Raw genomic sequence first — 16,766 nt, 5'->3', positions numbered from 1 at the left:
ACCGTGCACCGCACCCTGATGAACGCCAAGATCCACCGAGCCACCGTCACGCAGGCCGACCTGCACTACGTCGGCTCGCTGACCATCGACGCCGAGCTGATGGCCGCCGCGGACATCGTCGAGGGGGAGCGGGTCCAGGTCGTCGACATCACCAACGGCGCCCGGCTGGAGACCTACGCCATCACCGGCGAGCCGGGCTCCGGCGTGATCGGCGTCAACGGCGCCGCGGCGCACCTGGTACACCCCGGCGACCTGGTCATCATCATCACCTACGCCCAGATCGCCGAGTCCGAGCGCGCCGCCCACCGGCCGCGCGTGGTGCACGTGGACGGCGACAACCGCCAGGTCCACCTGGGCCACGACCCGGCCGAGCCGGTGCCCGGCGCTTCAGCGCAGCTCTCGGGCCGAGGTGGGCGCTGACACAGTTGCTTTTGAGAGGCTGCCCTAAATAAGGTGTGCCTATCCTAAAAGCTGGCGAGAGGTTCTCATGTCCGTGTTTCATGGCGCTGCCGGGCTCAGCCGGCGTGGATTCCTGATCGGGGCGGGCGGGCTCGCCGCCGCCGCGGCGCTCACCGCGTGCGGCGATGGCAAGTCTTCTTCGGGTGCCGCCGCCTCCGGCCCGTGGGAGTTCACCGACGACCGCGGCCAGAAGGCGGCGCGCGAGCAGCGTCCCGCCCGCGTGGTCGCCTACGTCAGCGCGGCCGCCGCGCTGTGGGACTACGGTGTCCGCCCGGTCGGCGTCTTCGGCCCGCAGAAGACGGCCACCGGCGGCAAGGAGATCCAGGCCGGCAACATCGACCTCGGCGCCGTGACTTCGATCGGCAACGCGTGGGACGACTTCAGCATGGAGAAGTTCGCCGCGCTCAAGCCCGACCTGGTCGTCACCGGCCTGACCGGCACCAAGCCGACGGACATGTGGGTGCTGACCGACGACCTCGGCCCGAAGGCCCAGCAGATCGCGCCGATCGTCGCGCTCTCCGAGTACAAGGTCGCGCTGCCGAAGGTGATCGAGCGCTACTCGCAGCTGGCCGTCGCGCTCGGCGGCGACGCGAACTCCGAGACCATGAAGAAGGCGAAGGAAGACTTCGACAAGGCGTCCGAGGACCTGCGCGCGGCGGCGAAGGAAAAGGCCGGGCTCAAGGTCCTGGTGCTGTACGGCGACAAGGACGGCCTGTACATCGCGAAGCCGGAGTACTTCGCCGACCTCGCGTACTACCGCGAGCTGGGGCTGGACATCGTCTCCGGCGGCGGCACCGAGGACTACTGGGAGCAGCTGTCCTGGGAGCAGGCGGGCAAGTACCCGGCGGACCTGATCCTCACCGACACGCGGTCGTACGCGCTGCCGCGCGCGCAGATGACGCAGTTCCCGACGTGGAACCAGCTGCCCGCGGTCAAGGCGGGCCAGCTCGGCGACTGGTCCGCCGAGCCGCGCTTCAACCACCTGCTCGCCACGCCGGTCATCGAGAAGCTGACCGCGCTGGTGAAGGGTGCCCGCACCGACGTCACCGCCTGAGGAGGCCCGCGATGACCAACCCGTTCGAAGACCCTGACGGCACGTACCTGGTGCTGGTGAACGCCGAGAACCAGCACAGCCTGTGGCCGGAGTTCGCCGACGTCCCGGCCGGCTGGACGGCCGCCTTCGGCCCCGCGTCCCGTCAGTCCTGTCTGGACCACGTCGAAGCCCACTGGACGGACATGCGCCCGAAGTCCCTGGCCGACGCCATGGACGCCTGACCTTCCCACCGACACGCCGGGAGCCACGGGCTCCCGGCGTGTCGTCTTCCTAAGCACGCGTGTCGTCCCTCCAATCACGCGAGATGCCCCTCCAATCACGCGAGTTCCGGCTTCAATCACGCGAGTACCGCGCCCGATCACGGGAGTTCCGTGTACCGGAACGGACGACTCGCGTGATCAGGCGGTCGACTCGCGTGATTGGAGGGTCGACACGGGTCAGGTGCGCTGGCCGGACCAGGCCGCCCACAGCTTCGCGTACTGGCCGCCCGCGGCGACGAGGTCGTCGTGGGTTCCGGACTCCACGACGGCGCCCGCGTCGAGGACGACGATCCGGTCGGACGCCGCCGCCTGCGTCAAGCGGTGCGCTACCACCAGCGCCGTGCGTCCCTCCAGCGCCGCCGCGGCCGCGGACTCCAGCACCCGGGCGCCCGCGCTGCCCGCCTCGGCCGTGGCCTCGTCGAGGATCGCGATCGGCGGGTCGGCCAGCACCAGCCGGACCAGCGCGAGCTGCTGGGACTGCGTCACCGTCAGCTGGTGGCCGCCTTCGCCGACGACCGTCGCGAGTCCGTCCGGAAGGGACGACGCCCAGGACAGCGCCCCCACCTTCGCCAGTGCGGCCCGCAGTTCGCCGTCGGACGCCGACGGGCGCGCCAGCCGCAGGTCGTCGGCCAGGGGACCGGCGAAGACGTGGACCTCCTGGCTGATCAGCGCGACCGTCCGGCGCGTGGCCTCCGGGCCCAGCTCGTCCAGCGGGACGCCGCCGAGCGTGACCGACCCCGTGTCCGGGCGGTGGATCCCGGCGATCAGCTTCGCCAGCGTCGTCTTCCCGGCTCCGCTCGCCCCGACCAGCGCCATCCGCTCGCCGGGCGCGACGCCGAGGTCGACGTCCTGCAACGCGGGATGACCGTCCACATAGGAGTAGCCGATCCCCGCGGTCTTGACGGACGCGTCGACCGGCCGCGCCGGCCGCGAAGGCGACGTCTCGGCGGGCAGGTCGGCGACGCCGATCAGCCGCGCCAGGCTCGCCGCGGCCGCCTGGGCGTCGTCGACCAGCGCCAGCGCGCTCATGATCGGCCCGAACAGGCTGTGGAAGTACAGCGCCGCGGCCGTCGCCACGCCGAGCGTGACCGCGTCCGCGCCGACCAGCAGGAACCCGATCGCCAGCACCGCAGACAGCCCGACGAACTCGGCGAAGTTGAGCCGCGAGTAGAACCGCGTCACGAGCCGGATCCCGCGCAGTGCCAGCGAGACGGCCGTGCCGGACCGTTCCCGCACCCGTTCGAGATGCGTGTCGGCCAGCCGGAACGCGCGGACCGTCTTCGCCCCGCCGATCGTGTCGAGCAGTTGCTGTTGCTGCGCTCCGACCGCCTCACGCTGCGAGGCGTACAACGGCTTCGCGCGCGGCACGTACCACCGCACGGTCCACAGCTGGATCGGCACGGCCACCAGCGCGGCGAGCAGGAACCGCCAGTCGAGCACCGCCAGCGCGCCGAGCGTCAGGACGACGGTCAGCACCGACCGGCCCAGCTCCGGCAGCGCCTGCCGGACCGCTTCCGAGACGACCGAGACGTCGTTCGTCACACGGGCGGTGAGGTCGCCGGACCCGGCGCGTTCGAGCTGTTCGAGCGGCAGTCCGAGGGCGCGTTCGACGAAGCGTTCGCGCAGTTCGGCGAGGATCGTCTCGCCCAGGCGCGCCACCAGCGACACTCCGACGGCGGTCGCGACCGCCTGGGCGAGCGCGACCAGCACCAGGCCCACGACCGGCGGCACGAGGTCGGCCGCCGGACGGCGCGTCGCGACCAGGTCGACGATCCGGCCGAGCAGGGGCGCGGTGAGCAGGCCGATCGCGGTGGCCGCGACGAGCGTCGTGAACGCGGCGGCGGCGCGGCCCTTCGAGCGGCCCACCAGTTCGCCGAGGACGGCGCGGATCCGGCGGCCGTCAGCCACCGGCAGCAGTTCATAAGTCACGACAGCACCGCCGCCCGGTAGTCGGCCCGGCCGGCCAGGTCGGCGTGGCTGCCTTCGCCGGCCACGCGCCCGTCGTCGAGCAGGACGACGCGGTCGGTCGCGGCGAGCAGCGCCGGGCTGGTGGTCACGAGGATCGTCGTGCGCCCGCGCCGCAGTTCCGCGAGACCCGCGGCGATGCGGGCCTCGGTCACGGTGTCGACGGCGGTCGTCGGGTCGTGCAGCACCAGCACCGGCGCGTCGGCGGCGAGGGCCCGCGCGAGCGCGACCCGCTGGCGCTGCCCGCCGGACAGCGACCGCCCGCGCTCGGTGACGGCGGTCGCGACGCCGCCGGGCAGCGCGCTCGCCACCTCCTCGACGGCGGCCGCGGACATCGCCTCGGCGGCCAGCGGCCCGGCCGTCACGTTCTCGGCGACCGTCCCGGCGAACAGGTCCGCGTCGTGCGCGGCGACCAGCACGACTTCGCGGACCCGGCCGGGGTCCACAGTGGACAGGTCGACCGAGTCGACCGACACCGAACCGCCGTCCGGGTCGGTGGCCCGGCCGAGGCAGTCCAGGAGGTCGGTCGCGGCGGCCGGGTCGGTCGCCACCACGCCGAGCAGCTCGCCCGGCCGGGCTTCGAAGCCGACGTCACGCAGGGCGCCGCGGCGCAGCCCGGAAAGCTTCACGTGCCCGGCCGCCGGGACCGGCAGCGTGGCGTCCCCGCCGCCGACGGCGGGGGGCGCGTTCAGCACGTCGGCGATGCGCGCGGCCGACGCCCGGCCCTGCGCGAGCTCGCCGTTGACCCACGAGAAGAGCGTGAACGGCGTGATCAGGTACTGCGCGAGCCCGACCGCGGCGACCAGGTCCCCGACGCTGATGTCACCCGCGGCGGCGAGGGTGCCGCCGACGAGCGCCACCACGGCGATGAAGATCCCGGTGAGCGCGAGCAGCGCGCCGTTGTGCCAGGCCTGGGCGCGGGCCGCGCGCAGCGTCGCCCGCAGCGAGTCCTGGCTGGTCCGGCGATAGCGGTCGACGGCGGCGCGTTCGGCGCCGATGCCCTTGAGCACGCGCAGCCCGGCGACGAGGTCGGTGGCGACGCCGGAGGCGAACGCGGACCGTTCCTGCTCGGCCTCGCTGCGGCGTTCGAGGGGCTTGCCGACCAGGTGCGCCAGGCACAGCATCGGCGGCGTGCCGAGCAGCACGAGCAGGCCGAGCGGAAGCGACATGGTGAGCAGCGCGACGGCGCTGACGAGCAGCCCGGCCAGGCCCGCGACACCGAACGGCAGCACGCCGTTGACCGTGCCGACCCGCTTGGCGTCCGACGTCCCGATGCTCACCAGCTCGCCCGCGAGGGTGCCGGAGTCGGCGACGCCGCCGGGGTGCAGCACCCGGCGTCCGAGCGCGAGCCGGAGGTCGTGGGCGGCGCGTTCCGCGGCGCGTTCGCCGAAGCGGGCGCCCAGGCGGTAGCTGTTCGACAGCGCGGCGAAAAGGACGCCCAGCACCGCGAGCCAGAGCAGGAGCGTGCCTGCCGAACCGTTGGCCACGGCCTGGTCGACGATCACGCCGATCACCACCGGTACCAGCGCTTCGCCGCCTTGGTGGCAGGCGGTCAGCAACGCCGCGAGCGTCACCGGCCGCCGTTGCCCGGCGATCGAACGGCGGAGGACTTCCCGTCCCGTCGTGCCCACCCGAGCCTCCCTGTCCTGTGCTGGGATAGGTAAGGCTAGTCTAAGTTATTGGTTCACGGGGACACGGTCTCGGTTCGCGGCTCGGTGGCGGGTTCGCCGAACCGGGCCAGTGCGAGCGCGGCCGCGACGGCGAGGACGAACCCGGCGACGGCGACGAAGGCGAACCCCGGCCGGGTGCGGTCGCCGAGCGCCAGCACGCCGACCAGCGAGGGGAACACCGTCTCGCCGAGCACCATCATCGCGGTCGAGGTCGTGACGCTCCCGCGTTGCAACGCCGTCGCGTAGAACAGCATCGCCATCCCGCCGGCCACCGCGACCGTGTAGGTCGCCGGGTCGGTGAGCAGGTCCAGCGGCGCGAGGCTGGGGATGATCCGCCCGGAGATCGCGACGACACCGAAGCACAGCCCGGCGACGAGCCCGAGCGCCGGCGTCCGCACGCGGCGGTTCGCCTTCCCCGCGGCGATCCCGGCCGCGGCCAGCACGACGACGGCGCCGATGAGAACGAGACGGAAGCCCAGCCCGACCGGATCGGACCCTTCGCTCTCGGCGGCCGCGCCGAGCAGCCCCAGCCCGGCGCACACGACGGCCACGGCCGCCCACTCCCGCTTGCCGAGCCGGACACCGAGGAACCGGGCCGCGACCGCCGTCACGGCGAGGCTCGCTGCGAGGGCGGCCTGCACGACGAACAGCGGCAGCACGTGCAGCGCCACGATCTGGGCGGCGAACCCGAGGACGTCCAGCACCAGCCCGAGCACGAACTTCCCCTGGCCGAGTACGCGGACCAGCAGTTTCGGGTCGACGCCGTCGGTGCCGGTGTCCGTCGCCTTCGCAGCGTCCGACTGCATCACCGAAGCAACGCCGTACGCGCATGCCGCGCCCAGGGCGCAGAGCAGTCCCCACCACATGCTGATCACTCTATGGCGGATTTCGTCGGACCGGTGCGGTAGGTTCCAGGCATGTCGAACACGAGTTCGAAGACGCACCGCCGGTGGCCGGATCGCCTGGCCTTCGACGAGCTGCGCCTGCAGCTGGATTTCCTGCAGTTCCTGCGCGCCACGGCGGTGAACAAGGTCGCCGGGCTGACGGCGGAGCAGGCCGCGGCGACGCCGTTGCCGTCGTCGCCGCGGATGAGCGCGCTGGGGGTGGTGAAGCATCTCACCGCGGTCGAGCGGTGGTGGCTGTGCATCGAAGCGGGCGGGGCGGACCTGCCGTCGCTGTGGGCGGGCACCCCGGACCCGAGCTGGGACCTGACCCCGGACGACACACCGGCGTCGGTGGTGGCGGCCTACCGGGCGGAGTGGGCGCGGGCGGAGAAGGCCCTGCGCGGACTGGGCCCGGACGACCGCACCCGGCGGCGCTCGGAGTTCACGGTCCGCTGGGTGGTGGCGCACGTGGTGCAGGAGACCGCGCGGCACCTGGGGCACCTGGACGTGCTGCGCGAGCTGGCCGACGGGGAGGTGGGCGAGTAAGGGAGGAGTGAGCGCGGCCTCAGGCCCGGAGTCCCCGGAGCGCCGGCTCGGCGCACCGCCGTGACCGCCGAGCTGTTCGCCGGCGGCCTGCGGGCGGTCGTGCACGAGGTGCTGCCGCTGGAGCAGGCGGCACAGGCGCACCGGAAGCTGGACGCGGGCGAGGTGTTCGGCCGGATCGTGCTCACCACGCGGAGTTTCAGCGGAGCACGCGATACCTCAGGTGCGTGACCGAGGCCGCCGCGCGCGACTCCAGCTGCTCCAGGTTCAGCGGCGGGACCCCGTCGAACAGCCGGACGCCGGCACCGAGCGTGAACGGCGCGATGTGCAGCCGCAGCTCGTCGATCAGGCCGGCGGCGAGGTACTGGTTGACGGTGGTCGCGCCGCCGTGGACGGAGATGTCGCCGCCGTCCCCGGCCGCTTCGCGCGCGCGTTCCAGCGCGGCCTCGATGCCGCCGGTGACGAAGTGGAACGTCGTGCCGCCGTCCATCGGCTGCGGGTCACGCGGGTGGTGGGTGAGCACGAAGACCGGGCCGTGGTACGGCGGGTTGTCGCCCCACCAGCCCTTCCACGCGCGGTCCCACTCGCCGCGGACCGGCCCGAACATGTTGCGCCCCAGGATGAACGCCTTCGCCGTCAGCATCCGGTCGAACTCGGCCGGGTGCTCGTCGCGGCCTTCGGCGAACCAGGCGTGCAGCTTGTCGCCCCAGCCGTCGCCGCCGTCGTCGCCGAACGGGCGCTGTTCGGTCTGGTGGAGCCCGGCCGCGTACCCGTCGACCGTGATGGTGAGGTCGCAGGTCACCCTGCCCGTCCGTGTGGTCATCGCCGTGCCCTCCCTCGTGGTTGTGCGAGTCCAGGATGGCCCGGACCCGACATGACGTCTAGTGTCAGTCCGCGCGCCGAATCATTGATATTCTCGATGAATGCTCACTCTGGTCCAGCTCAAGGTCTTGGCCGCGGTGGCCCGGCACGGGTCGGTGACCGAGGCGGCCCGCGAGCTCCACTATTCGCAGCCGTCGGTGAGCCACCACCTGGCTCGCCTGGAAACGGCCACCGGCGCCAAGCTCCTGCAGCGAACCGGCCGGGGCATCCGCTTGACGCCGGAAGGACGTCTGCTGGCCGACCGCGCCGCCGAGATCGTGGGCCGCGTGGACGCGGCGGCGGGCGAGCTGGCCGCGCAGGTCGGCCTCCGGGCCGGGCGGATCCGGCTGGCGGCCAACGCATCCACGCTGAGCACGCTGGTGCCGGACGCCGCGGCCGCACTGGCTCTGGCGCACCCGGGTCTGGAACTGAGCCTGTTCGACCGGCACCCGGTGGAAGCGCTGGAATTGCTGCGCCGCGGCGAGATCGACGTCGCCCTCGTCTTCCAGCACGCCGGCGCACCGCTCGAGGACGAGGGATTCCGGTTCCGGCACCTCGCCGACGACCCGATCCACCTCATCAGCAAGCACCCCGGCGACAGCCTGGCGAACCACCGGGACTCCGCCTGGATCGGCGGCTGCGACCGGTGCCGGGCGGAGCTGACCGCCGTGTGCGGCGGTGCGGGCTTCACCCCGCGCATCGCCGCGCACAGCGACGACATGGTGGTGGTGCAGTCGCTGGTCGCCGCCGGTCTCGGCGTCGCGACCCTGCCCGGATTCGCGCTGGCCGCCCACCGCCGGCCCGGCATCCACGCCACCGAACTCCCCGGCGTCCACCGCCGGATCCACGCCGCCACCTACGGCGACCCGCCGGACCCACCCGCGGTCGCCGCCGTGCTGGCCGCCCTCACCAAGGCCGCCGCGGCGGCGCGGAGCGGCCCGTAAGGTGACCGGTATGACTGATCGTCTGTACTTCCGGCAGCTGCTCGCCGGCCGGGACTTCGCCGTCGGGGATCCCGTTGCGACGCAGATGGTGAACTTCGCCTACCTGATCGGTGACCGCGAAACCGGGGACGCCGTGATCGTCGACCCGGCCTACGCGGTGCGGGACCTGCTGGACGTCCTGGCGGGCGACGGGATGCGGCTGACCGGGGTGCTCGCGACCCATCACCACCCCGACCACGTCGGCGGCGAGATGCTCGGGTTCTCGCTGCCCGGCATCGCCGAGCTCCTCGCGATCGAACAGGTGCCGATCCACGTCAACGGTGCCGAGACCGAGTGGGTCCGGCGGGTCACCGGTGTCTCCGGGACCGACCTGCGCGCCCACGAGCACGACGACGTCGTCGAGGTCGGGGCGATCCCGATCCGGCTGCTGCACACGCCCGGGCACACGCCGGGCAGCCAATGCTTCCTCGTCGAGGACAAGCTCGTCTCCGGCGACACGCTGTTCCTCGAAGGCTGCGGGCGCACCGACTTCCCCGGCGGCGACGCCGACGAGATCTACCGCAGCCTGCAGGCGCTCGCCGGGCTGCCCGGCGATCCCGTCGTCTACCCCGGGCACCAGTACTCGGCCGAACCGTCGGCCGCGCTGTCGGAGGTCAAGCGCACCAACTTCGTCTACCGGCCGCGCTCGCCCGCCGAATGGAAGGTCATGTTCGGCGGCTGAGACAAGCCGTTCCACAGGGTGAAACGCTGCCTGTTCACGGAGTGGGCGCGGATTGACTTCCCCTCCCAGGGACCGGAAGGTCGGGACCACGCAATCCCGAAAATCCCCGTCCCCGGGAGAAATCCGTGTCGATTTCCCTTACGGGTGTGCTGCCGCGCGCCCGGAAAAACGAGCCGCCGCGAAAGGCGGTGCGGCGGCTCGACCTCCGGCGCTGGATCAGCCCGGTGGTGCTCGTCGCCGCCTGGCAGATCGCCAGCGCCACCGGTGCCTTGCCGCCCGACAAGCTCAGTTCACCGTGGACAGTCGTGCGGGCCGGCGTCGAAGTCGCCCGCAGCGGCGAACTCGGGACTGCGTTCGCGGTGTCGCTCGGCCGTGTGGGTGCCGGCTTCGCGCTCGGCGCAGTCGTCGGTGTCCTGCTCGGCATCGTCTCCGGGCTGTCCCGCTGGGGCGAGGCACTGGTCGACCCGCCGGTGCAGATGCTGCGCACCCTGCCCTTCCTCGGCCTGATCCCGCTGTTCATCCTGTGGTTCGGCATCGGCGAAGAGACGAAGATCGTGCTGGTCTCCCTCGGCGTCGCCTTCCCGCTCTACCTGAACGTCCACTCGGGAATCCGCGGCGCCGACCCGAACCTCGTCGAGGCTTCGCGAGCACTCGGGTTCACCCGGGCGGAACGGCTCTGGCACGTCATCCTGCCCGGCGCGCTGCCGCAGGCGCTCGTCGGGCTGCGGCAGTCGCTCGGCCTCGCCTGGCTCGCGCTGATCGTCGGCGAGACGGTCAACGCCGACGCCGGTGTCGGCTACCTCATCAACAACGCGCGGGAGTTCCTGCGCACCGACGTCGTGGTGGTCGGCCTAGTCCTGTACGCCCTGCTCGGCCTGGTCACCGACGCGCTGGTCCGGCTGCTCGAACGGAAGGTGCTGCGGTGGCGAACCCAGTAGCCGAGGTCCGTGACCTCACCAAACGGTTCGGCGACCGGACCGTCCTCAAAGGACTGAACCTGACCGTCGAGCGCGGCGAGTTCGTCGCCCTGCTCGGCCGCAGCGGCTCGGGCAAGTCGACGCTCCTGCGTGTCTTGGCCGGCCTCGACGACGAGGTCGAAGGCAGCGCCGAAGTCACCGGCACCGTCTCGGTCGCCTTCCAGCAGCCGAGACTGCTGCCGTGGCGGAAGGTCTGGCGCAACGTCGTCCTCGGCTTGCGCCAAGACGGCGTCGCGAAGTCCCGCAACCGGGCGCTCGCGGACCAGGCCCTGGCCGAGGTCCACCTGACCGCGCACGCCGACGACTGGCCGCTCACCCTGTCCGGCGGGGAGGCCCAGCGCGTGTCGCTGGCCCGCGCGCTGGTGCGCGAACCCGATCTGCTGCTGCTCGACGAGCCGTTCGGCGCCCTCGACGCGCTCACCCGGCTCGCGATGCACACCCTGGTCCAGGACCTCTGGCGGCGGCACCGGCCGGGCGTGCTGCTGGTGACCCACGACGTCGACGAAGCCCTGCGGCTCGCCGACCGGGTCCTGGTGCTCGACGGCGGCCGGATCGTGGCCGCGCACCGGCCCCGCGAAGCCGCCGGCCACGACGACCTCCGCCGGCGTGTGCTGGCCGATCTGGGAGTGAACGAAGATGCTGTGGCGTAAGGGACTGGCCGCCGTCGCGGCGGCACTCGTGGTGACCGCGTGCGGGACGGCGACCGGCGAAGCCCCGGCCGCCGTGCCGGGGCCGGTGAGCGCGGCGGACCTGGCGAAGGTGACGCTCAAGGTGGGCGACCAGAAAGGCGGGTTGAAGTCCCTGCTCACCGCGGCGAACCTCCTGCAGGGAACGCCGTACAAGATCGAATGGGCGACGTTCACGTCGGGTCCGCCGCTGCTCGAGGCCGCCTCCGCCGGCGCGATCGACGCCGGCCGGGTCGGCAACACGCCGCCGATCTTCGCGGCCGCCGCGAAGGCGAAGATCAAGGTCGTCAGCGTGTCGCGCAGCAACGTCGAGCGGGAGGCCGTCCTCGTCCCGCCGGACTCGCCGCTGCGCGACGTCGCCTCCCTGAAGGGGAAGACGATCGGCGTGGCCAAAGGCAGCTCGGCCCACGGGCAGTTGCTGAACACCCTGCACAACAACGGATTGTCCACAAAGGACGTCAAGCTGAGCTTCCTGCAACCGGCGGAGGCGTACGCCGCGTTCACGCAGCACACCATCGACGCCTGGGCGATCTGGGACCCGTACACCGCGCAGGCCCAGCTCGAAGCCCACGCCCGGGTGCTGGCCGACGGCCGCGGCGCGTCGAACGGACTGGCCTTCCTGGCGGCGAGCACGGCCGCGCTCGGCGATCCCGGCAAGAACACCGCCTTGCGCGACTTCGCGGTGCGCGTGGTCAAGGCGCAGAAGTGGGCCGACACGCACCGCGACGAGTGGGCGCAGGCGTGGGCCAAGGAGACCGGGCTGAAGCTCGAAGTCGCGCGGGAAGCCGTCGACGCCGGCCGCGACCGGCCGATCGCGCTGGACGACTCCGTGGTGGCGTCCGAACAGCAGCTCGCGGACGCCTTCACCGACGAGAAGACTCTGCCGGGGAAGGTGGACTTCGCCGCGTACGTCGACCGGCGGTTCGCCGCGGACCTTGATCAGGCGAGGAGCAACGGATGAGCATCAGGCTGCACTGGTTCCTGCCCACCAGCGGCGACGGCCGCACGATCGTGGAACGCTTCCACGCCAACCGGTCCGCGGGCCCGGCGGCGCAGCGCGACCCCGACCTCGACTACCTGGCCCAGGTGGCCCGCGCGGCCGAACGCCAGGGCTTCGAAGGCGTCCTGACGCCGACGGGCACGTGGTGCGAGGACGCGTGGCTCACCACGGCCGCGCTGATCCGCGAGACCACCCGGCTGAAGTTCCTGGTCGCCTTCCGCCCCGGCGTGATCTCACCGACGCTCGCCGCGCAGATGGCCGGCACGTTCCAGCGGCTGTCGAACGGCCGGGTGCTGCTCAACATCGTCACCGGCGGCGACGCGGTGGAGCAGCGGCGGTTCGGCGACTGGCACGACCACGACGCCCGCTACGCGCGCACCGGCGAGTTCCTCACGATCGTCCGCGGGGTGTGGTCGGGTGAGCCGTTCACCTTCGCCGGTGAGCACCTGAGCGTCGAAGGCGCGACGACGCTGGCCGTGCCGGATCCCGTGCCGCCGATCTACTTCGGCGGCTCGTCGCCGGCCGCGCTGCCGGTCGCGGCGCGGCACGCCGACGTCTATCTGACCTGGGGCGAACCGCCCGCGCAGGTCGCGGAGAAGATCGGCAAGGTCCGCGAGCTGGCCGGGGACCGGCCGATCCGGTTCGGGGTCCGGCTGCACACCATTTCGCGTGACACCTCGGCCGAAGCCTGGGCGGAGGCGCAGAAGCTGTTCGACGCGCTGAGCCCGGAGCAGGTCGCGAAGGCGCAGGCGCAGCTGGCGGCCAGCGAGTCGGTGGGGCAGCAGCGGATGGTCGCCCTGCACGGCGGCCGGACCGGCGGCGGGGTCCGCGGCCTGGAGATCCACCCGAACCTGTGGGCCGGCGTCGGCCTGGTCCGCGGCGGCGCGGGCACCGCGCTGGTCGGCAGTCACGAGGAAGTCGCCGATCTGATCGAGGAGTACCACTCGATCGGCGTCACGGAGTTCGTGCTGTCCGGCTACCCGCACCTCGAGGAGGCCTACTGGTTCGGCGACGGCGTCCGCCCGGAGCTGGCCCGGCGCGGCCTGCTGGCCGACGTCCCGGCCCTCCGCCGGCCGTCGCACCCCGAGCGGAACATCGCCGCTCTCTAGCCTGCGTCTTTCATGCGATGTGATGTAGATCAGGGTCTGAAAATGGAGGGAGTGCCTGTCCTGTAAGGGAAACTTGGGCTTGCGACGGTCCAAGATTCACCAGGCAGGAAGGCACTCCCTTGGTGCAGAGTAGCAAGGCGTCATCGGTGCGGGTCAGCGCGGACGGTGAGGGGCTGGTGTCGCGGGCGGGGGTGGCGTTGCTGCGGGAGCTGACGATCAGCACGGGCCTGGGAACCGGCTGGTCGGAGGCACTTCTGGACACCTATGACGGGACGCCGGTCCACCTGCCCGGCCGCGTCCTGGCCGACCTGGCGGTGATGATCGCTGACGGTGGTGACGCGCTGGCGCACCTGGCGACACTGCGGGACCAGGACAAACTCTTCGGCGCGGTGGCCAGCGACGCCACCGCGTGGCGGGTGCTGGACCGGGTCGACGACGAGCACCTGGTCCGCCTGCAGACGGTCCGCACGTCAGCCCGGGAACAGGCCTGGGCCGCCGGAGCAGGTCCCGACCTGGCGGCTGGGTTGACGATCGACATCGACGCGACGATCAGCATCGCGCACAGCGAGAAAGAGAACGCGGCGAAAACATGGAAGAAGACCTTCGGGTTCCATCCGCTGCTGGCCTACCTCGACCGGCCGGATATCTCCGGCGGGGAAGCACTCGCCGGGATCCTGCGACCCGGCAAAGCCGGGTCCAACACTGCCGCCGACCACGTCAAGGTCCTCACGATGGCACTGGCCGCGCTCCCCGCCTGCGCCCGGCCCGACCCCGATGATCCCGACGCGCCGCGGGTGCAGGTCCGGACCGACGCCGCCGGCGCGACCCACGCCTTCGCCGCGGCGGTGCGAGCGGCGGGATGCGGGTTCTCGATGGGGTTCCCGATCAGCACCGAGGTCCAGGCCGCGGTCCTCGCCGTCCCTGACCATGCGTGGGTCCCGGCCTACGACATCGATGGCGGGCCCCGGGAGGGGGCGTGGGTCGCGGAGATCACCGGCATGCTCGAGTTGACGAAGTGGCCGGACGGTTCGCGGGTGTTCCTGCGCCGGGAACGCCCCCATCCTGGTGCGCAGTTGCGGTTCACCGACGCCGACGGGCACCGGTTCACCGCGTTCATCACCGACACCGCAGGCGGGCAACTCGCCGACCTCGAAGTCCACCACCGCTGCCACGCCCGGGTCGAAGATCGGATCCGTTGCGGCAAAACCACCGGGCTACGGAACTTTCCCTGCCGCGGCTACCCGGAGAACAAAGCCTGGCTGGAACTCGCCCTCACCGCCGCCGACCTGCTCACCTGGACCCAGGCGTTGTGTTTCACCGGTGACCTCACCCGAGCCGAACCGGCGACCTTCCGCTACCGCATCTGCGCCATCGCCGCCAAACTGACCCGCACCGCGCGGGTCACCACCCTGCACCTGGACCAGGACTGGCCCTGGGCACAGCACCTCGCCACCGCCTTCACCCGGCTCCGCGCAGCTCGCTGGCCCGGCTGAAACCCTGCTCCTGCCCCTACAACCAAGGACCTCGGACCCCGCCCGCCGACGCGACAGCCGGCCCACAACCCTGCCCCCACCACGGTTTCCAGCCAAAACCCCGGCTACGACACGAACCCCCACCGAACGCCACAGCCCCATGCAAGATCGAGGCTAGATCCGTGCCGCTGGACGATCTCGAATGTTCGTGAAGGCCACCTTGAGGAACATAGAGTTCCTCAAGGTGGCCTTCACGGCTTTGCCGGCCGGCCTGGGCGCACCTGATCGAGTGCGAACTTCGGCGGGCCTCAGGGAGCGGAGAACGGGACGAGCAGGCCCGGCGGCGCGAACAGCGGGTAGGTGACGAGCACGCCGGCTTCGGTCGGGGTGACCGAAGCCGGGCGGAACAGGTCGCGCTGGCCGGTGTAGAACGCCGTCACGCCGTCCTCGCCGCCGGTCAGCAGCACCCGGCGGCGGGGCTGCCCGGCCGGGTCCTCGCCGGCGACCTCCGGGAAGGCCGCCACCGTGACCGGCTGCATGGCCGACAGCGCGGCGATCGTCGCGATGAGCCGCGGGTCCGCGCGGCCCTCGCGGAGCACGGCGGCGGCGTCCGGGGCCAGGGAGATCCGGGCCGACGCCGTCAGGGCCGAGCCGGCGTGGGCCCGGGCCGGTGCTTCCGGCGGCGCGGTGGGGTCGGGCGGGGGCAGCCCGAGCCGCCGGACGGTGACCCGGCGGTCGCGGGTGCCGAACACCGCGGTCGTCCCCGCGCCGGTCAACGCGGTGTCGAGCGCCGGGTAGCGCTCCCGCAGCCCGGTCACGTCGCCGGAGAAGACGGCCCACTCGGCGGGCGGGCAGGCGACCGCGCAGGCGGCCGGCGGGGCCAGCATGCCGGTCGGCCAACCGGCGTTCGCGAGCTCGCCCCACGCCGCGTCGTCGACCAGCAGCCAGGAGCCGGAAGCGTTGTCCCGCAACCATTTCTGCGCTTCGGTGAGCGGCCCGGACCGGTCGGTCGACGGCTGCAGCGCCGGGTAGCCGGCGGACCATCCGACGGCGACTGCCGCCACCGAACCGGCGGCGGCCAGCGCGAGCCAGGTCCGCCGCGTACGGCCGGTGTCCGACAGGTGCGCGGGCGTACGCCGCCTGATGACGGCCTGGGCGACCCCGGCCAGCAGGAGCGGCGTCAGCGGCAGCAGCAGGGCGAGCACGGCGGTGTGCTGCACGCCGGGGACGAGCAGGGTCGCGGCGAGCAGCAGGCCGGACACCGCGAACGGCCGCAAGGCGGTGAACGCGAGCGCGGCCACCAGTGCGACGGCCGACAGCGCCGCCCAGGCCGGGTCGAGCGCCGCCCAGTCGGCGGCCGTCGGGTGGCCGGCCGTGGCGAGGTGCGGCTGGAGCACGCCGCCCGCCGGGCCGTACGCGATCCCCAGCCCGAGGTTCAGCAGCACCGTCACCAGCGCCGCCCGGATCGGCGCTCGCCGCACCAGCAGCCAGCCGGCCGCGGGCAGGAACAGCAGCGCCAGCGGCGAAGTCAGGACCGCCGCGAGCAGGCAGAGCGCGGCCACGACGTCGTGCCGGATGCGGGCGCCGGGCCGGGTGACCAGGACCAGCGCGCTCAGCGCCCACACGACGGCCAGGTGCTCCACGAGGACCAGCCGCTGCAGGCCGAGCGCGAGTGGGGACGCCGCCACGAACAGCACCGCGGCCGCCGACGCCCAGTGCGTCATGCCCAGCCGGCGCGCCAGGAACCACAGCAGCACGGCCGCCACGACGGCCGTGACCAGCATGGTTTCGCGGACCGCGGCCAAGGCCGTTGCCGAGCGGCCGAACGCGTCCGAAACCATCGTCCAGGCACCGAGCTGCAGCCAGCCGAACCGGCTGACCCCCGCGCCGCCCGCGTCGGTGAAGGAGGTGAGGTGGCCGAGCGCGTAGGCGTGGGCGACGGTGGCGGCTTCCGAGGGCAGGGCCGGCTCGGGAGCCGCGAGGTAGAGCACGCGCAAACCGCCGGTCAGGGCCAGCAGCGCGAGCAGGATGTCGAGTGACAGCAACCGGTGCGCGGCCGAATTCCGGATACCCGGCCCGGGAAGAGTCGCCGGAGAGCGGTCGCGCGTTTCCCGGCTGTGCTGCGCCATTGCACGGATCGTAGCGGGCCCCGAACCGCCGT

General features: G+C 72.7%; 16 protein-coding genes and 1 pseudogene. 12 read left to right on the top strand and 5 right to left on the bottom strand.

The window, feature by feature from the left end; all coding sequences use genetic code 11:
- Window positions 1-3: 3 nt before the first annotated feature.
- The 3 genes from panD to A3CE_RS0102060 all read left to right on the top strand — a co-directional run bounded on the left by panD (window position 4) and on the right by A3CE_RS0102060 (window position 1,734).
- Window positions 4-420 carry an aspartate 1-decarboxylase gene (gene panD / locus A3CE_RS0102070; protein ID WP_020638407.1) on the top strand — a complete coding sequence of 139 codons (417 nt, stop codon included), beginning with the start codon at window positions 4-6 and terminating at the stop codon, window positions 418-420.
- A gap of 67 nt (window positions 421-487) precedes the next feature.
- The gene (locus A3CE_RS0102065) at window positions 488-1,513 is read left to right on the top strand and encodes an ABC transporter substrate-binding protein (RefSeq protein ID WP_020638406.1); all 1,026 of its coding nucleotides are present in this window, start codon (window positions 488-490) and stop codon (window positions 1,511-1,513) included.
- Between the two features lie 11 nt (window positions 1,514-1,524).
- Window positions 1,525-1,734: an MbtH family protein gene (locus A3CE_RS0102060; RefSeq protein WP_020638405.1), complete on the top strand. Its 210-nt coding sequence runs from the start codon at window positions 1,525-1,527 to the stop codon at window positions 1,732-1,734.
- Window positions 1,735-1,950: 216 nt separating this feature from the next.
- Here the strand turns inward: A3CE_RS0102060 and A3CE_RS0102055 are convergent, their stop codons facing one another.
- Genes A3CE_RS0102055 through A3CE_RS0102045 form a run of 3 tightly spaced genes read right to left on the bottom strand, consistent with a single transcriptional unit; the run spans window position 1,951 to window position 6,274 of the window.
- Entirely contained in the window at window positions 1,951-3,702 is a 1,752-nt protein-coding gene (locus tag A3CE_RS0102055; RefSeq protein WP_020638404.1) for an ABC transporter ATP-binding protein, read from the bottom strand.
- A complete protein-coding gene (locus tag A3CE_RS0102050) occupies window positions 3,699-5,369 on the bottom strand; it encodes an ABC transporter ATP-binding protein (protein WP_020638403.1) in 1,671 nt (556 codons plus the stop codon). Before A3CE_RS0102050 ends, A3CE_RS0102055 begins: the two co-directional genes overlap by 4 nt.
- Window positions 5,370-5,422: 53 nt before the next feature.
- Window positions 5,423-6,274 (bottom strand): DMT family protein, encoded by an 852-nt coding sequence (locus A3CE_RS0102045; RefSeq protein ID WP_026468063.1) that lies wholly within the window; start codon window positions 6,272-6,274, stop codon window positions 5,423-5,425.
- Window positions 6,275-6,325: 51 nt separating this feature from the next.
- On the opposite strand from A3CE_RS0102045, the gene A3CE_RS0102040 reads away from it, so the two are divergent.
- Both A3CE_RS0102040 and A3CE_RS54625 read left to right on the top strand, forming a co-directional pair.
- Window positions 6,326-6,838 (top strand): DinB family protein, encoded by a 513-nt coding sequence (locus A3CE_RS0102040; protein WP_020638401.1) that lies wholly within the window; start codon window positions 6,326-6,328, stop codon window positions 6,836-6,838.
- A 45-nt stretch (window positions 6,839-6,883) separates the two neighbouring features.
- Window positions 6,884-7,066 (top strand): annotated as a pseudogene (locus A3CE_RS54625) (zinc-binding dehydrogenase); the annotation flags it as partial.
- On the opposite strand, the gene A3CE_RS0102030 reads toward A3CE_RS54625, so the two are convergent.
- Window positions 7,035-7,658: a dihydrofolate reductase family protein gene (locus tag A3CE_RS0102030; protein WP_020638399.1), complete on the bottom strand. Its 624-nt coding sequence runs from the start codon at window positions 7,656-7,658 to the stop codon at window positions 7,035-7,037. The pseudogene A3CE_RS54625 and the gene A3CE_RS0102030 overlap by 32 nt on opposite strands.
- A 100-nt stretch (window positions 7,659-7,758) precedes the next feature.
- Here A3CE_RS0102030 and A3CE_RS0102025 point away from each other — a divergent pair, with 100 nt between their 5' ends.
- From A3CE_RS0102025 to A3CE_RS0101995, 7 genes are all read left to right on the top strand, one after another.
- Window positions 7,759-8,640, top strand: a complete 882-nt coding sequence (locus tag A3CE_RS0102025; protein ID WP_020638398.1) for a LysR family transcriptional regulator — start codon at window positions 7,759-7,761, stop codon at window positions 8,638-8,640.
- A 10-nt stretch (window positions 8,641-8,650) separates the two neighbouring features.
- Window positions 8,651-9,361: an MBL fold metallo-hydrolase gene (locus A3CE_RS0102020; protein WP_020638397.1), complete on the top strand. Its 711-nt coding sequence runs from the start codon at window positions 8,651-8,653 to the stop codon at window positions 9,359-9,361.
- Window positions 9,362-9,486: 125 nt separating this feature from the next.
- Window positions 9,487-10,299 (top strand): ABC transporter permease, encoded by an 813-nt coding sequence (locus tag A3CE_RS0102015; RefSeq protein WP_026468062.1) that lies wholly within the window; start codon window positions 9,487-9,489, stop codon window positions 10,297-10,299.
- A complete protein-coding gene (locus A3CE_RS0102010) occupies window positions 10,284-10,988 on the top strand; it encodes an ABC transporter ATP-binding protein (RefSeq protein WP_020638395.1) in 705 nt (234 codons plus the stop codon). Before A3CE_RS0102015 ends, A3CE_RS0102010 begins: the two co-directional genes overlap by 16 nt.
- Entirely contained in the window at window positions 10,975-11,985 is a 1,011-nt protein-coding gene (locus tag A3CE_RS0102005; RefSeq protein WP_020638394.1) for an ABC transporter substrate-binding protein, read from the top strand. The genes A3CE_RS0102010 and A3CE_RS0102005 overlap by 14 nt, the downstream gene beginning before the upstream one ends.
- Window positions 11,982-13,133: an LLM class flavin-dependent oxidoreductase gene (locus A3CE_RS0102000; RefSeq protein WP_020638393.1), complete on the top strand. Its 1,152-nt coding sequence runs from the start codon at window positions 11,982-11,984 to the stop codon at window positions 13,131-13,133. The genes A3CE_RS0102005 and A3CE_RS0102000 overlap by 4 nt, the downstream gene beginning before the upstream one ends.
- A 119-nt stretch (window positions 13,134-13,252) precedes the next feature.
- The gene (locus tag A3CE_RS0101995; protein ID WP_020639723.1) at window positions 13,253-14,626 is read left to right on the top strand and encodes an IS1380 family transposase; all 1,374 of its coding nucleotides are present in this window, start codon (window positions 13,253-13,255) and stop codon (window positions 14,624-14,626) included.
- 287 nt (window positions 14,627-14,913) lie between these two features.
- Here the strand turns inward: A3CE_RS0101995 and A3CE_RS0101990 are convergent, their stop codons facing one another.
- A complete protein-coding gene (locus A3CE_RS0101990) occupies window positions 14,914-16,734 on the bottom strand; it encodes a hypothetical protein (RefSeq protein ID WP_026468060.1) in 1,821 nt (606 codons plus the stop codon).
- Between the last annotated feature and the right edge of the window lie 32 nt (window positions 16,735-16,766).

The organism is Amycolatopsis balhimycina FH 1894 (genome assembly GCF_000384295.1).
In the GTDB taxonomy this organism is placed as follows: Bacteria; Actinomycetota; Actinomycetes; order Mycobacteriales; family Pseudonocardiaceae; genus Amycolatopsis; species Amycolatopsis balhimycina.
Note: the sequence above shows the minus strand (reverse complement) of the source record. Positions and strands in the feature narration are given on the sequence as shown.

Bases quoted from the DNA above. Each gene is read 5' to 3' on its own strand.
- A3CE_RS0102040 (WP_020638401.1), top strand. From the start codon at position 6,326: ATGTCGAACACGAGTTCGAAGACGCACCGCCGGTGGCCGGATCGCCTG.
- A3CE_RS0102065 (WP_020638406.1), top strand. From the start codon at position 488: ATGTCCGTGTTTCATGGCGCTGCCGGGCTCAGCCGGCGTGGATTCCTG.
- A3CE_RS0102000 (WP_020638393.1), top strand. From the start codon at position 11,982: ATGAGCATCAGGCTGCACTGGTTCCTGCCCACCAGCGGCGACGGCCGC.
- A3CE_RS0102030 (WP_020638399.1), bottom strand. From the start codon at position 7,658: ATGACCACACGGACGGGCAGGGTGACCTGCGACCTCACCATCACGGTC.
- A3CE_RS0102025 (WP_020638398.1), top strand. From the start codon at position 7,759: ATGCTCACTCTGGTCCAGCTCAAGGTCTTGGCCGCGGTGGCCCGGCAC.
- A3CE_RS0102060 (WP_020638405.1), top strand. From the start codon at position 1,525: ATGACCAACCCGTTCGAAGACCCTGACGGCACGTACCTGGTGCTGGTG.
- A3CE_RS0102020 (WP_020638397.1), top strand. From the start codon at position 8,651: ATGACTGATCGTCTGTACTTCCGGCAGCTGCTCGCCGGCCGGGACTTC.
- A3CE_RS0102005 (WP_020638394.1), top strand. From the start codon at position 10,975: ATGCTGTGGCGTAAGGGACTGGCCGCCGTCGCGGCGGCACTCGTGGTG.
- A3CE_RS0102045 (WP_026468063.1), bottom strand. From the start codon at position 6,274: ATGTGGTGGGGACTGCTCTGCGCCCTGGGCGCGGCATGCGCGTACGGC.
- A3CE_RS0101990 (WP_026468060.1), bottom strand. From the start codon at position 16,734: ATGGCGCAGCACAGCCGGGAAACGCGCGACCGCTCTCCGGCGACTCTT.